The following is a 14,266-nucleotide window of genomic DNA, read 5'->3' as shown; positions in this document are numbered from 1 at the left end:
CATAGCATTGCGTAGTCGTCGTACGTAGTTATACGTAACTGAGTGAAGCTCAACGAAACTGACGGAGTGATAATGACGAGGTTATCAGGCATGGTAATGCCACTAAGGATGAAATTGCTGGTACTGGCAATGCTTCCTTTGCTCTTGATGTTTGGCCTTATTATTGGCTTGGTGGTGATTCAGTCCGATACGCTGTCTAAGAATCAAGCCAATCTCATCCGTTCGGAAACCCTTTCGTCCAAGAAACAAGAATTGCTCAAGTACGTAGAGCTTGCGCGCGCATCAATTTCTCCGGTTTATGATGCTGCCAACGAAAACGATGAAAAGGCGAAGCAGCAAGTCATCGATATTTTGAATAGTCTCACCTATGGCGAAGATGGTTATTTCTTTGCCTATACCTATGATGGCACCAACCTAGTCCTGCCCTATCAACCTGAATTTGTCGGCCAGAATATTTGGGAAGTAGAAGATAGCCGAGGGTTCAAACTCCTTCAGGCGCTGATTCGCACCGCACAGCAAGGCGGTGGTTTTGTCGACTATTACTGGCATAAACCTTCCCGTAAAGAACAGGTGAAAAAGCTTAGCTACGCCATTGGTCTTGATAAATGGGGATGGATGGTAGGTACCGGTGTTTACATTGATGATATCGAGATTCAGGTTGAATCCGTTCATAGCAAAATTGACGAAACCATCAGCAAGACCTTCATCGGTTTGGGGATCGCGCTGATCATCACTATCGGGATCATGGCGAGCCTTGCCACCAGCATTCATATCAACGCCCGCGAACTCGCCGACCAAAAACTACAGGCACTGAACCGACAGCTTATCGAATCACAGGAAGAAGAACGCACCCGCGTTGCGCGGGAGCTTCACGATGGCATCAACCAGATTCTGGTCTCTGTGAAATATCGCCTCGATAATATCAAAGACGCTAAATCTGACAGTGAACGTGACCAATACATCATGTTAGGCCAATCAACCTTGAGTGAAGCGGTGCGGGAGCTTCGTCGTATATCTAAAGATCTTCGCCCTGCCTTGCTAGATGATCTTGGGCTTTTGGTGGCATTGGAAGATCTCGCCAAAGAGGTCTCCCAGCGCTCCGGGATGAAAGTGTTGTTTGAGCACCACCTGGATATGGGTAAGGTATCGAAATCAGCAGAGATCACCCTGTTCCGTGTCGCTCAGGAAGCGCTCCACAATGCTGAGAAACACGCTAAGGCAAAAGCAGTCGACATGATATTGCAGGAAGAAGAAGGCGAAATCGTGCTAACCATCGCTGATGACGGCATCGGTTTCGAAGAACATAGAGTGTCGAACACCAGCCAGTCGATGGGCTTAAAGAATATGCGGGAGCGCATCGAGAACCTCGATGGCACTTTCTCTATCAGTAGCTTGCATGATCAGGGTACGGAAGTACGGGCAATTGTGCCCATTGCTATATAGACGCAGAAAGGATTTAAGAGTCACAAGGAGAAACTCATGACCACGCTATTACTTGCAGACGATCATGTCCTGCTTCAGGACGGACTGATGGAGCGCTTATCCAAGCAACCTCAGTTCACTATTATTGGTGCCGCAAGTGATGGTGAATCTGCCATTGAACAGTCTTTGGCATTGGGACCGGATATCCTGCTTACCGACATTTCTATGCCGAAAAAAACCGGTTTGGAAGTACTGAGTGAATTGAGGGAGAAAGCCCCCGAAATCAAAGTCGTCATCCTCAGTATGCACAACAACAAAGAGTACATCGTTTCGGCATTCCGTGGCGGCGCCAAAGGTTATGTGCTGAAAGATGTATCTTCTCAGGAATTGGTTCAGGCTCTGGATATCATCGCAGGCGGCGGTTCTTACTTCAGTGCCGGGGTTTCCGAAACTCTGATGGAAAGCATGAGCCAGATGGAAAACAAAGAACACGATGACAACATCCCTACTCCTAGAGAAAAAGACGTGCTCATTCTCATCGCTAACGGCGCTTGCAACAAAACCATCGCCCGCGAATTGAACATCAGCGTACGCACCGTGGAAACACACCGTTTGCGAGTGAAGAAAAAGCTCGGCGTGACCTCAACAGCTGGCTTAGTGAAGTACGCCATCGAGCAAGGCTGGGTCAAAGGGGAAATTGAACACTAGCCATTCAGAAAGCGAATTCAGCGATATTTAGGATTGATGTAACGAATGCCTGCACCATTTCCTCGATAACATGCGGATTCTCTGATGGTTTTGTTCTCACTTTTTGACTAAAGCTAACGAATTTCCTGCCGAAAAAAGTAATCTGTAAGTACTAATCGAACTGAATGATGGAGGGTTGTTATGCATCAGGAGCAATTCCCTATCCCTGAATACCCCAAACTTGCTTTCAAAGGGGTGTCGTTTCAGTCTCTTAACCAACAGGCACCTAATTACGCCAACACGGCAAGATGGTATGCAAGGCTTATAATCTCTGCTGCTTTCATGCTGTTTGCTGTGATAACCACGGTATCCTGCCTCTACTTTGGTCTCACCACAGACATTTTCTTTCTCGCCACACTCGTCGGTACCTTGTTGGTTTACATGATATCCATGCCAGTGTTGACCAAAGCTTTCGTCACGTCTGAACGCATCAAGAATAAAATGAAGGTCAAAAAACGTCGCTTTTACTTGCGCTCGCTTGCCAATACGCCAATAAACGATCGTCTCGATGTCGCCAATTCCATATGGGAAGCACTGCGGAGTGAGGAGTGGTCTTTATGTATCACTTACGCGCACGCAGCAGACCGCACACGCACGGTTTACTGCTGCCAGCAGATTGGAAAAATCGCCTCAGAATTGACACATACCGCACCAGATGTTTACACCGATGCTATGCTTAAAACAATGAATAATCAAAGAGGTAGCGTACGGTATTTCTTTGACATTCTGAGTATGCTTGGCGAGCAACAGTTCCACGAAGAACATGAAGCAGAGAAACATGTTCGCACTACACAGCGGATTATGGTGGACGATATTTTCACGCACCGCTAGCCAGGCATTTCTTTTTGCCGACATGGAGCGCGCATGAAAATAGTTCTTGTCACTGGCGGTAGTAGCGGCATTGGTCTTCAAACCGTGCTTTCCTTTCATGATGCCGGATATAAGGTCATTACCTGCTCCCGAAATGAAGAAAAGTGGAATCAGGCGATGGCACAGTATCCGCAACTTTCAGCGGTCGATTACCTGCCCTTGGATTTGAAAGATGTTCATCAGGTTGACCGTTTCTTCGGCTATATACGCGAGAACTATGGCCATATCGACATCGCCATCAACAACGCTTCACCCATCATTGAATCGCGCGGTGAGTTCTCGACCCTTCCGATAGATGCTCTCTACAGCACCATGATCAGTGACTACTGGGTGCCTGCACTATGCCTCCGCTATGAACTTCCCTTGATGCAGGAAGGTGCTTGCATCATCAATGTCAGCTCCGTTAACGGGGTTCGACCAACCCCAAATGCCGCCATGTATTCCGGCACCAAACATGGGCTGGAGGGGATCACACGATCTGTGGCGGTAGAGGCGATCCGAAAAGGAATTCGTGTAAACAGTGTTGCCCCTGGCGTTACCTGGACACCCCGCTGGGAACAAAAACAGGAAGAAATGGGAACATCACTCAAGCAGACTGTAGAAAGTCAGGTACCCTGCCAACGGTTTGCCGAGCCGCAGGAAATTGCTGACGCGATTGTCTGGCTGAGTTCAGACAAAGCGAAATACATCGTAGGCCATACCTTGGTTATCGACGGTGGTTTGAGCCTGACTTAAATAGTAAAGGCCAAAGCAAAGAGGCTGCATTTCGCAGCCTCTTTTCGTTTATTTTCGTTCACAACGTTTTTATCGGTTTTGTTTTCTGCCCACCATCACTCGGCTAACACCGAACAAAATCATACTCAGCAATACCAGGATGTTCATGCTGCCACCACTGCTACCACCGCCGGAATGCGTTGGAGCGGGTTGGGTAAACATCGGCTGAGTGTTGTCAGCACGTGTTGGTTTCACTGGTTTGTTCTGTCTGATCTCACGGGCACTTTGCTCTTTCAGCACTCGTGTCTGGTTTTTGCGTTCCATACCCAGTTGCTGAAAAACGTCTTCCTCTACCACCAGAAGCGAGGTGTAATCGGTCAGCAAACCATATTCCAGCGCGATATCTTCAATCGCTTGCTCTTTGTCGCTATCTTTTTGCTCCAGATAATCCATTTGCTCCTGCAAGTCTCCAATCGCTGAGAACGCCCACATTCTCTCGAGTTCAGGATGCTCAGTCGCTGAATCTGGCAACATAACTTTGGTGCGGTACTCGCGGGACTCACCACCAATGTCCATAGTCAGCTTGATATCCGCCTCGCCGCCTTTGAAGTAATGACCAAACACAGTCAATTGTTCACCACGATAGAGACTGCTGATTTGCTCCGGTGTCAGGTCTTTAATTTTCACGCCATCAATATTGAGTTGGATATTGCGGTATGCCTGATAGGTCAACTTGCTGGTGATATTCATCAGGTGACCAATAATATCATCTGCACTGGATACCGACGTCGCCACACCATTCGACAACTTGGTCATCGGCACCAGCAGCGGCGTATTGGCACTGTTACCCATGATGAAAGTAAACAGGCGTACATCGTGTTTTTCCATCAGCTCAAAGAAGCGACGTTTTTCCGTGACTCCCACATTCGCTACGCCGTCTGTGACCAAGACAATCCCAGTGGGGCGATCATCATCCAGCTTGCGAATAGCGGCAGAGATACCTTCATAGAGATTGGTGCCGTTACTAGGTTCAACCTGCTCGACCGACTGCAGAGCTTTGTTGACGTTCGCTGAGTTAGCCGCCACAAATCCACCGGTTAAATCATAGGTATTGCTGTCGAACATCACGACGCGGAACCTGTCTTCAGAAGGCAATTTGCCCAGCCCCTGACGAACACCTTCCACCAGCGTTGAATACTTACCGGACATGGAACCAGATTTATCCAGAACAAACACCCAATCACGTCCTTGCGTGACTCGCGTCAAGTCATCACCCGGCGTGAACGTCAGTTTCACCGTACCGCGCTTTGATGCCTGAGGGTCGCGATAGGACACCATATCGACACGGCCCGGCAAACCATCCTGTAAACGCCAGTAGAAAACCACATCCTGATCAAGTCTCATTGAAGCCTGCACGGCTTGCTGGGATTCTCCCTCTTGCACCGTATTGGCAATGTGATTGGTGATATTCGCTTTCCACGAGGTGTGCTCACCATCGGCTTCCTGACTAATGACTGCCGAAGGGTGGGCAGGCAGCCTTACACCATCAACAGGATAAGAAGAACGCAATGTCACGTTGAACGAAAAGTCTTGTTCGACTTTGTCGTTACGGGTCCAAAAGCTGTTTTTCGCTTCATCTACACCGCCTTCTTCCAACGGATACACATAACGCCCAATCCCATGATCCAGCAGAGCATCTTGCATATACACCAGCTTCACTTTCACACTCTGCTGGGGCTGAACTGGGTACACCCTCATATCAAAGGTTTTGAATTCGTCTTTTTCTGTCAATGCGGTGGCGTTACCCTGCGCTTTTTGGTCGTCATAGATTTTACGGGCTTTTTCCTTGGAAACCGCCTCTGCGATTACCGGTGAGCCGTTAATCCAGTAGATAAACTCGCCGACAACCGCTTTCTGGGGAACGGGAAAAGAATACAAGGCTTCCAGTTCAACATCATTAGGGTTGTAGAACGTCTGTTCTATAGACGTGGTGGCATATCCGTCTTGAATAGCGACGTCGACATGGTGGGATTCAATTTGAAGATCTTTATGTTGGCTGTTGACGGGTTTGAGGAGCCCCGCCGCCAACGCTTTCGGCGAAAACGTGGCGATAAACATGGTGACAAGCAATACGCCCCAAATGGCGATTTGTGAAATCATTTTCGGTCGGTTCAGCATCATTGCCTCCTTTACCTTCTGTCATCGGAGAGTGTTTCTCCTGTTGACCAGTAGGTTGCATGAAGGCCTGGAAGCCACAAAGCCTGTCAGTCAAAGTGGCAAATGGTGATACTGGGGGTACTATCCGGCGCGACTTTTTGGCGACTCTTCCCCGGTTTCAAATTCATCAAACAGCGGGAACGTCCAACGACGCAAGGCGATAACCATGGAAGTGCCATGCCGCTCCTGCATGGATAAATCGCTGTCGCTGTTGCACGATTCATAAAACTCTTTGACCAGACGCTGAATGCGCTGCTGAAACTTATAATTAGTCGGCAAGGACATAAGCCCGGTCGACATCACCAGTTTCTCGTCGTCCTTGGAAAAGTGCGTACGGAAAAAGGTTTTAATGACCTGTTGCTGAAAGAATTGTTGGATAGGACCGCCAGCAATCCAAGAGAATGATGGAGAGATTTTGAGCTTAATGCGGTTACCCGGCATCAACTCGATCACTTTAATGCGGTCAAGATGTGCCAGCTTTTGAATTAATTGAGGCTCATTAAGATTATACTGGCTTAGGATTTGCTCGAAGCGGTAACCGTTGGTAATACAAACTGCCACCAGCAGTAACGCTTTATCAGCCACTAACTGCTCTTCCTGCTCCCACGTTAATGAAGAAAGGTTCTGGCTCTCTTCTTCAGCAAGTTTAAACAGCGCCGTCATTTCCAGATTAATCAGGTTGCACACTGCGGACAAACGTTCAAGGCTCATACTGCCCCCGTTTGAGAAAAGCCGCTTTACCGAACCTTCGCTCAAGTCCAGCGCTTTTGCGACATCCTGATAATTCACACCATGTGATTTTAACTGCTTTTTCAGCGCCTGAATGACCTGCTCACACTCTGACATTCGTCTCTCCTTGATTAACCACTTAACGTTAAGCGGAATCTAGGCAAATGCCAAGATGTATACGTTAATGGAGTGCTACATCTTCCTCACCAAGAAGAAAAAAGTCCGGACATAAGCCTATGCCTTGCTGTGCATGGTTGTTTTTCGAACAGTTTTCATGAAAATTCCATACTTCAGCGTTCCAACTCGATGACGATATCTCCGCTCAAAGCAGAGCGATATATTTAAAGGCGCTAACCTCTTTAATTTACACAACTATCTACCTACATCCGTTAATGAGACCAATAAAGTCAGCGCAATAGCAACGTTTCACTAACCGCTCATATCCTCATTCTTTTCTCAACCGTTTTTTCCACTGCTTCATTAGCCACCGCTAACATAGCCAAGCACTGCCTCGTTTACCTTGAAAGAACGCTGGCCATTGAACTGTCATATTCAATCGAACAATCACGGCATTAAGTAACCACGACATCGAAAAACAATAATTCTATCGGTGTCTGTTTCCTGAAGGACAAAGGAGCAAGTAATGGCAAACATTATCAACGGCACAAACGGCAACGACATTCTTATCGGCACCAATGATACCGATGAAATCTATGGACATGATGGTGATGATTTTATCCGCGCAGATGGCGGCACAGATTATGTCGATGGAGGCGCAGGGAACGATACCATTGTGGGTGGTCGAGACTCGGATGAGCTTCACGGCGGTGATGGTGATGACATCGTCCGAGGTGGTTTGAGCGCAGATTTTCTCTACGGCGACGATGGTAATGATCGCGTCGAAGGAAACCTAGGAGATGATGTCCTTTACGGCGGAAATGGCGATGACGAACTGTATGGTCAGGAAGGCGTAGACAAACTCTATGGCGGTACTGGAAATGACCGGTTGTTTGGTGGAGACAGCAATGACTTTCTCTCCGGTGGTGATGGCCACGATGTTCTCTTTGGCGATGAAGGCGACGATGAAATAGATGGAGGCACGGGTAACGATGTTCTTTGGGGCGGAGACGGAAACGACGTTCAGAAAGGTGGCATTGGCGACGACCAACTTTGGGGACAAGACGGCAACGACACTCAGCATGGCGGTGCGGGCAATGACTTCCAACTTGGCGGTGACGGTGACGACATCATGTATGGTGACGACGGCAATGACAGGCTCTTTGGTCAAGCTGGCAACGACTACATGAACGGCGGTGATGGAGACGACCTTTTAGAAGGCTTTACCGGCGATGACCAGCTTATTGGCGGTAATGGGAACGATGACCTTTGGGCCGGAGACGGGAACGATACTCTCGATGGCGGTGCCGGTAACGACATCCTGGCGGGAGAAAACGGGAACGACATGTTGCTCGGCGGTGATGGAAACGATGAGATAGATGGCGGAGATGGTCACGATATCATTAAAGGTGGTGCTGGTACTGACCACATCGTAGGGGGAACTGGCGACGACGGTATTTGGGGTGGGGATGGTAATGACTTCATCTTAGGTGGCCTGGGTAATGATTACGGCGACGGTGGTGAAGGAGACGATTTCTTCCACGGCGGTGCTGGCAATGATAACTTCGGCGGCGCGCGCGGTAACGATCATATTGCCGGTGGCTATGGTGATGATATCCTCCGCGGCAGCCATGGCAACGACGACATATACGGTGGTCAAGGCAACGACACCATTGATGGTGGCGCTGACAACGACAATATCAGTGGTAACGAAGGCAACGACGTGATCAGAGGTGGCCATGGTGATGATGTTGCGCGTGGCGGCGAAGGTAATGACAGCCTCAACGGCGGCACAGGCAACGATACCCTATGGGGCGGTGATGGTAATGACCATGTTGTTGGCGGTATCGGTAACGACAGGCTTGGCGGTCAGAATGGTGATGACCGTATTGTTGGCAACAATGGTAACGACTATCTCATTGGCGGCACCGGTAAAGATACTTTTGTCTTCCGTGACCATGACGGTCAAGACACCATCCAAGACTTTAACCGCTTCCAAGACACCATAGAAATTGACAGCTCTCTGGTGACACGCTTTAGCCAAATTAATACGCAGCAGGTCGGTGCATCCACAGTCATCACCTTTGATGGCGACAACACCACCATCACCCTAAAGCAATTCAATGCGAATCATGTGACAGCCGATATTTTCGACTTCACCACGATTTAAATCATCATTGCTCTGATCTAAAAGCCGCTCATTGCGGCTTTTTCTTTAGCTGCGCGAAAATGCCAGCAATCTTTCTACGAACAAATTTACCGGCGCACTCCCCTTTCTGCCAGCGAGTCGAATAACAGAAATAGGACGCTTTGTGTCTTCCACATTCAGCTTAATACGCTTTAGTGTCCCCCTTTCAACTTCTTCCCCAACTGTGGCAGAGGGCACGATCGCCACACCAACTTCTGCTTCAACCGCTTTTTTCAACGTGTAGATATTGTTGTGTGTCATACGGATATCTACACTCACGCCGTTTTTTTCTAACAGATTATCGATAGCTACACGGGTAGGAATGCCTTCCCCAAAGGCAATAAAAGGCTCTTCTTCAATATTTGAAAGAGAAATCGATTTTTTATGGGAGAGCCGATGCTTATTTCCGGTAATAAGCACCAGTTGGTCTTCAGAAAAAGGTAAGGATTCAATCGTGGGCCTTTTTTGAGGATAAGCGACAATCCCCACATCAATCTTTTCCTTTTGAATATCCTCATAAATTTCTTCGCTATGACGATATTCAAGGTGTACCCGAATATTAGGAAACGCCTTCATGAACGAGGCCAAGAAATCTCCCAGCTCATACATACCCACACTGTGTATCGCCGCGACACGGACATGTCCTTCCACAACACCCTGGTGGTAATTAGACCGAACCTTGATGTTTTCGCAGAGCCTGAGGATTTCCTTCACATCCTCTAGGATCAACAACCCTTCCGGCGTGAGCTGCGTTGTCTGGGAGGTACGGGAAAGCAACTGCTGACCCAGTGCGTGCTCCAGCTTCTTGATGTGCACACTCACCGCAGGCTGGCTGATGTGGTTGAGTTTAGCCACTTTCACGAAGCTTAACTCCCGCGCTAATTCATTGAAAAGCTTAAGCTGAGTCAGATTCATGATGATAATTTTTAATTATTAAAGTCATAGATTAATAACATTTAATTTACACCAAGCCGTCATGCATAATTAACCTAACTGACATATTTCTCAATATATAGACAAAAGGAATCGCAGCCAATTTCGGTGTGCATTCAAGAAGGAGTGGAAAATATGACGCAGAACCCCGTCCTGTCCCAAGGACAACAAACAAATCCGGGCATCGAATTAAATAACACCCACTCTTTCCCTTTTGATCTGAATAAGAAAGTGAAAAATCTCGCTTGGAATGCCGACGGAAAATATCCCTACAACAAAAAAATGAACGTGGTTGAGTACGAGAAAAACAAGCATGAACTTCAGATAGAACTGTTGAAAATGCAAGGTTGGGTAAAAGACACTAATCAACGCATAGTGATCTTGTTTGAAGGTCGTGATGCCGCCGGGAAAGGCGGGACGATCAAACGCTTTATGGAGCACCTCAACCCACGTGGAGCGCATGTGATTGCATTGGAAAAACCCAATGCCCGAGAGCGTAACCAATGGTACTTCCAACGCTATATCAAACACCTACCAACTAAAGGCGAAATTATCCTGTTTGACCGGTCTTGGTATAACCGAGCAGGTGTCGAAAAAGTCATGGGGTTTTGTGATGACACCGAGTATTTGGAGTTTCTGCGTCAGGTTCCTGAGCTTGAACGCATGCTCACCAACAGTGGTATCAAGCTATTCAAGTACTGGTTTTCTGTTAGTCAGGAAGAGCAATTCCGCCGATTCAAATCACGCAAAAACGACCCGCTTAAGCAGTGGAAGTTAAGCCCAGTGGATTTGGCCTCCCTCTCCAAGTGGGATGATTACACCAAAGCCAAAGACACCATGATGTTCCACACCCATACCAAAGATGCCCCGTGGACGGTTGTACTCTCTGACGACAAGAAACGCGGACGCCTCAATTGTATGCGCCATTTCCTCAGCCAACTCGATTACCCAGGGAAAGATATGGAAGTCGTCAATCGGTTGGACACTCAAATCGTCAAAGCGCCTTAAGGACAGAAGGATACACAATGAGTAAGAAAGTCAGTATCGCCAAATTGAAGCTCAAGGTTCAGCAACGCTCTGAAGAAGCCAAACAGGCATCTGAAGCGACATCCGCTGCACAAGCCGCAGTGAAACACGCGGTAGAAAACCTTCACGCGGCAGAAAAAGGTGAAAACAAAGCAGGGAAAAAGCTGAAAGAGGCGAAAAAGGCGCTAAAAGCCGCCCAATCGCTGGAAGTTGCCCAAAAGCAAGCCTCTAAGAAATCTGCGATCAAAAAAGCCAAAAAGATCAGCAAAAAGAAGAAAGGTTAACGCCAACTTCAAAGCGAAACGCCACTTCATCAGAGGTGGCGTTTTGGCTCTGGAACATTTTTGAACACAAGTGAGCTAGAGTAAAAGCACTATCCATTGCGAGACGATTTGCTAAATCTAATCTGTCAGCTCTCAATTTCTTTTGATAACCGAAGAGCGTCTTCTAGCTCAACACATAAATACTTGATGTTGTTTCCAATTTCTGTGTGTCCTAGTAAAAGCTAAGTCGCGGGATTATTTTTTAGCCCAAGCAAACTTCTCGAATACTTTGTCTACTGGTGTGTGAGCTATGTGATTTACGTAATTGCTGATCACTTTTTGCGATAGACCAAGGATCACTTCTAGAACCTGCTGCTGGCCGTAACCCACTGCAAAAAATGCCGCTAGGTCTGCTTCTGATACATGGCCACGCTCACGTACTACTGCAAGAGTAAAGTCTTTTAGTGCTTGAAGTTTAGGTGTTGGCATTGCTTCATCATTACGCAATGCTTCGGTCAGTGCTGTGTCTACTTTCATTGAATGTGCGATGCCAGTGTGTGCAGGAACGCAGTAGTGACACTCGTGCTCAACGTTGATGGTTTGCCATACCACAGTCAGCTCTTCAGCGTCGAATGATGTGTTGGTGAATTGCTGATGCAGTTGCGTGTACGCTGTTAGGGTTTGAGGAGATTCAGCCATTACTGCGTAAAGACCTGGAACCATACCCATCTGCTTTTGTGCGCCCTCAAGGATTACTTTGCTTTTCTCAGGTGCTGACTCAACGGTGTGTAGTTTAAACTCGCTCATTATCTCTTTCCTATTCTTTAACTTATTAACTCTACAGACTTATTTTACTTCTGGTTCTAGCAATACTTTGGTTACAAACAGACGAACCGTTGGTGCAACGAGGGCTAAAACTAGCAGGGCAGATGGCACAATCTGTGAAACGGCGCTTAACCACGCCTCAAGAAATGCATCGGAGAACAGACCGTTTTCTTGCAGTGTTTTAGCTACCATGATGGCTGGCATGCTAAGAAGCATAATAGGTAGAACCATAGAAACCATTAGTGGGTACTGGAACTTACGTGGAAGTTTTTTCATGCTGCTCTCTCTTATACTTAACTGCGATTGGCTAACTGATGGGGTTATATTGGCACCGACCATCACAATCAAAAATAGACAACATTGAACTTGAATCTTTCATATTTGAATGATTAACTCAGAGTGCAATCCTCAAAAGCGATCAATTATGAAAGCAAAAGACATCTCCAATCTCTATCTGTTTTGCCAATCGGTCGAGTTCGGCGGCTTTGCAGCAGCGAGCCTTAAAACACACGTTTCAGCCCCAACGCTATCAAGGGCGGTGGCAAGCCTTGAGGATAAACTGGGTGAAAAACTGGTACACCGTAATGCAAAACAGTTCCAGCTCACTACGGCAGGTGACGAATACTACCAACGCTTCGCTGCCCTATTCATGCAGCTTAATGATGAGTGGACGCAGCTTTCGAATAGTCAGCCCGTATTAACGGGTGAAATCCGAGTATCTTGCCCAGAACCATTTGCTGATAATTTCCTGCAAAAGATGGCTATTGAGTTTATGCAGCTTCACCCGGAGGTCTCCGTAACTATTCAATTTAGCTCAGGTACAGAACGCTTTTTTGATGAGCAGATTGATCTTGCGATTGTGACGACCCGACCTCATGCCAATCATTTAATACAACGTCAGTTGTTTGAATCACCATTAATGCTTGCAGCATCGCCAAGCTATATTGAAAAACATGGTCAGCCAGAACGAGCGGAAGAGTTGATTAACCATCAGCTACTCTCAGGTAATAACTTGCCATACTGGGAGTTAAAAGAAGATGGCAAAGCGATCCGTATCCCCTATCAGCCTCGCTACTCAATCAGCAGTTTGCGTTTAAATATTGATGCGACAATAGCAGGAGCTGGTATCTGTATGATGCCAAGCGCAGCTTTTGAAAAGCATGCGGAAAGAAAAGAGTTAGTAGAGGTATTGCCAGACGTAGAATACCCAACGGGTAAAGCATTCTTGGTGTGGGCAGACAGAAAGCTGATAGCGACCAGAGTGGTTGCCTTTAGGGACATGATTTTTGAACGATTTGGGCAATCGGCGGAATTTCTGGCTTCGATTCACTCAGAGCGAAATTCGTAGTTATTGTATTTATGAATTGAAAAACGCCAGACTAGACGAACTAATCTGGCGTTTATTATGTGACTTTAACGATTACTTTTTGCGAAAATATAGGAATGCATTTAACCAAGCTAACCCAAGAATGATCAGTGTCATTACCGGTGGTTTAGACTGAAGCGGTAGCACTTCTGCCGGCACACTTGGCAATAGGTGAACATACACCGCGACAATCATAATTGCGGTCGTTAATAGCGTTGATAATTGCATGGCTTTATCTTTAATCGGTGCTGCGAGTGCCTTATTACCAATCATCACCACCAGTAGCAGTAAACCTGCAAAAATCTCACCTAATTGACCCGCCCAACGAGACAGAGTCGGAAAAGGCAGTTCACTCAGTGCGATTTGTTTTGCGAACATAGTAGTAAACGGGTCAAAGAATTTTACTGTTCCCGCCATCACCATAAAGGCACCAAGAAGACCAGTTAGGATCTTTTGAACTTTCGTTCCTACGCTATCAGTTTTGTCATAGCTACGAACCAAAAAAATACCCGTAACGAGTAGCATTGTACCGATAAGAGATAACTCAAGAATGAGTTGTGATGTGCTCATAGCGAACCTTCATTATATGTTAGCAAGTTGATGGCGCTATTTTACGAAGCACAATAGAGTTCAAAAATAGACAGGTTTGTTTGTTATCCGTTCAAAAGTGTAAGATTGAATTGTATATAGGCTTGGCTCTTGGACAGCTTGGGGACAATTCCAAACCACAAAGTAGCATCACCCTCATAGGAAAGCACACATAACACAAATACAAAAACGCCTCTTTTGCTTTACCTTGCATAACAAGGCGTGGCTCAAAAAGAGGCGTTTTCAAATGATGCTTGTTTT

14 protein-coding genes are annotated in these 14,266 nt (G+C 46.9%); 8 read left to right on the top strand and 6 right to left on the bottom strand.

Annotated features, from left to right (window positions below):
• The first annotated feature begins 72 nt into the window (after positions 1–72).
• The 4 genes from GCE9029_RS02855 (at position 73) to GCE9029_RS02840 (ending at position 3,774) form a co-directional block, all read left to right on the top strand.
• Positions 73–1,443 carry a cache domain-containing protein gene (locus tag GCE9029_RS02855; RefSeq protein WP_231870022.1) on the top strand — a complete coding sequence of 457 codons (1,371 nt, stop codon included), beginning with the start codon at positions 73–75 and terminating at the stop codon, positions 1,441–1,443.
• 36 nt (positions 1,444–1,479) lie between these two features.
• Entirely contained in the window at positions 1,480–2,130 is a 651-nt protein-coding gene (locus GCE9029_RS02850) for a response regulator (RefSeq protein WP_062660940.1), read from the top strand.
• A 180-nt stretch (positions 2,131–2,310) separates the two neighbouring features.
• A complete protein-coding gene (locus GCE9029_RS02845; protein WP_062660939.1) occupies positions 2,311–3,000 on the top strand; it encodes a hypothetical protein in 690 nt (229 codons plus the stop codon).
• A gap of 33 nt (positions 3,001–3,033) precedes the next feature.
• Entirely contained in the window at positions 3,034–3,774 is a 741-nt protein-coding gene (locus GCE9029_RS02840) for an SDR family NAD(P)-dependent oxidoreductase (protein WP_062660938.1), read from the top strand.
• A 69-nt stretch (positions 3,775–3,843) separates the two neighbouring features.
• Here the strand turns inward: GCE9029_RS02840 and GCE9029_RS02835 are convergent, their stop codons facing one another.
• Together GCE9029_RS02835 and GCE9029_RS02830 are read right to left on the bottom strand one after the other, a co-directional pair.
• Complete coding sequence (locus GCE9029_RS02835; RefSeq protein ID WP_062660937.1) at positions 3,844–5,931, bottom strand: VIT and vWA domain-containing protein; 2,088 nt, start codon at positions 5,929–5,931, stop codon at positions 3,844–3,846.
• A gap of 120 nt (positions 5,932–6,051) precedes the next feature.
• Positions 6,052–6,816 carry a helix-turn-helix domain-containing protein gene (locus GCE9029_RS02830; RefSeq protein WP_062660936.1) on the bottom strand — a complete coding sequence of 255 codons (765 nt, stop codon included), beginning with the start codon at positions 6,814–6,816 and terminating at the stop codon, positions 6,052–6,054.
• A gap of 526 nt (positions 6,817–7,342) precedes the next feature.
• Between GCE9029_RS02830 and GCE9029_RS02825 the strand changes: the two genes are divergently transcribed.
• Positions 7,343–8,986, top strand: coding sequence for a calcium-binding protein (locus GCE9029_RS02825; RefSeq protein WP_062660935.1), 1,644 nt, complete (start codon positions 7,343–7,345; stop codon positions 8,984–8,986).
• Between the two features lie 45 nt (positions 8,987–9,031).
• Here the strand turns inward: GCE9029_RS02825 and GCE9029_RS02820 are convergent, their stop codons facing one another.
• Positions 9,032–9,919 (bottom strand): LysR family transcriptional regulator, encoded by an 888-nt coding sequence (locus GCE9029_RS02820; RefSeq protein ID WP_062660934.1) that lies wholly within the window; start codon positions 9,917–9,919, stop codon positions 9,032–9,034.
• Positions 9,920–10,072: 153 nt separating this feature from the next.
• Between GCE9029_RS02820 and ppk2 the strand changes: the two genes are divergently transcribed.
• Positions 10,073–10,945 carry a polyphosphate kinase 2 gene (gene ppk2, locus GCE9029_RS02815; protein ID WP_062660933.1) on the top strand — a complete coding sequence of 291 codons (873 nt, stop codon included), beginning with the start codon at positions 10,073–10,075 and terminating at the stop codon, positions 10,943–10,945.
• A gap of 17 nt (positions 10,946–10,962) precedes the next feature.
• Positions 10,963–11,247 carry a hypothetical protein gene (locus GCE9029_RS02810; RefSeq protein ID WP_062660932.1) on the top strand — a complete coding sequence of 95 codons (285 nt, stop codon included), beginning with the start codon at positions 10,963–10,965 and terminating at the stop codon, positions 11,245–11,247.
• A gap of 234 nt (positions 11,248–11,481) precedes the next feature.
• Here GCE9029_RS02810 and GCE9029_RS02805 read toward each other — a convergent pair whose 3' ends face one another.
• Entirely contained in the window at positions 11,482–12,033 is a 552-nt protein-coding gene (locus GCE9029_RS02805) for a carboxymuconolactone decarboxylase family protein (protein ID WP_062660931.1), read from the bottom strand.
• A 39-nt stretch (positions 12,034–12,072) separates the two neighbouring features.
• Positions 12,073–12,327 (bottom strand): hypothetical protein, encoded by a 255-nt coding sequence (locus GCE9029_RS02800; RefSeq protein WP_062660930.1) that lies wholly within the window; start codon positions 12,325–12,327, stop codon positions 12,073–12,075.
• Between the two features lie 148 nt (positions 12,328–12,475).
• On the opposite strand from GCE9029_RS02800, the gene GCE9029_RS02795 reads away from it, so the two are divergent.
• Positions 12,476–13,399 (top strand): LysR family transcriptional regulator, encoded by a 924-nt coding sequence (locus GCE9029_RS02795; RefSeq protein WP_062660929.1) that lies wholly within the window; start codon positions 12,476–12,478, stop codon positions 13,397–13,399.
• 72 nt (positions 13,400–13,471) lie between these two features.
• Here GCE9029_RS02795 and GCE9029_RS02790 read toward each other — a convergent pair whose 3' ends face one another.
• Positions 13,472–13,987, bottom strand: a complete 516-nt coding sequence (locus GCE9029_RS02790) for a hypothetical protein (protein ID WP_062660928.1) — start codon at positions 13,985–13,987, stop codon at positions 13,472–13,474.
• Positions 13,988–14,266: the final 279 nt, after the last annotated feature.

Origin of the sequence: Grimontia celer, from assembly GCF_900055185.1 — a bacterium.
Taxonomy (GTDB): domain Bacteria; phylum Pseudomonadota; class Gammaproteobacteria; order Enterobacterales; family Vibrionaceae; genus Enterovibrio; species Enterovibrio celer.
This window is presented reverse-complemented; position numbering and strand designations above follow the sequence as displayed.

Coding starts and splice junctions, on each gene's coding strand:
- GCE9029_RS02835 (WP_062660937.1), bottom strand. CDS start 5,931: ATGCTGAACCGACCGAAAATGATTTCACAAATCGCCATTTGGGGCGTA.
- ppk2 (WP_062660933.1), top strand. CDS start 10,073: ATGACGCAGAACCCCGTCCTGTCCCAAGGACAACAAACAAATCCGGGC.
- GCE9029_RS02825 (WP_062660935.1), top strand. CDS start 7,343: ATGGCAAACATTATCAACGGCACAAACGGCAACGACATTCTTATCGGC.
- GCE9029_RS02795 (WP_062660929.1), top strand. CDS start 12,476: ATGAAAGCAAAAGACATCTCCAATCTCTATCTGTTTTGCCAATCGGTC.
- GCE9029_RS02820 (WP_062660934.1), bottom strand. CDS start 9,919: ATGAATCTGACTCAGCTTAAGCTTTTCAATGAATTAGCGCGGGAGTTA.
- GCE9029_RS02830 (WP_062660936.1), bottom strand. CDS start 6,816: ATGTCAGAGTGTGAGCAGGTCATTCAGGCGCTGAAAAAGCAGTTAAAA.
- GCE9029_RS02810 (WP_062660932.1), top strand. CDS start 10,963: ATGAGTAAGAAAGTCAGTATCGCCAAATTGAAGCTCAAGGTTCAGCAA.
- GCE9029_RS02855 (WP_231870022.1), top strand. CDS start 73: ATGACGAGGTTATCAGGCATGGTAATGCCACTAAGGATGAAATTGCTG.
- GCE9029_RS02840 (WP_062660938.1), top strand. CDS start 3,034: ATGAAAATAGTTCTTGTCACTGGCGGTAGTAGCGGCATTGGTCTTCAA.
- GCE9029_RS02790 (WP_062660928.1), bottom strand. CDS start 13,987: ATGAGCACATCACAACTCATTCTTGAGTTATCTCTTATCGGTACAATG.
- GCE9029_RS02845 (WP_062660939.1), top strand. CDS start 2,311: ATGCATCAGGAGCAATTCCCTATCCCTGAATACCCCAAACTTGCTTTC.
- GCE9029_RS02850 (WP_062660940.1), top strand. CDS start 1,480: ATGACCACGCTATTACTTGCAGACGATCATGTCCTGCTTCAGGACGGA.
- GCE9029_RS02805 (WP_062660931.1), bottom strand. CDS start 12,033: ATGAGCGAGTTTAAACTACACACCGTTGAGTCAGCACCTGAGAAAAGC.
- GCE9029_RS02800 (WP_062660930.1), bottom strand. CDS start 12,327: ATGAAAAAACTTCCACGTAAGTTCCAGTACCCACTAATGGTTTCTATG.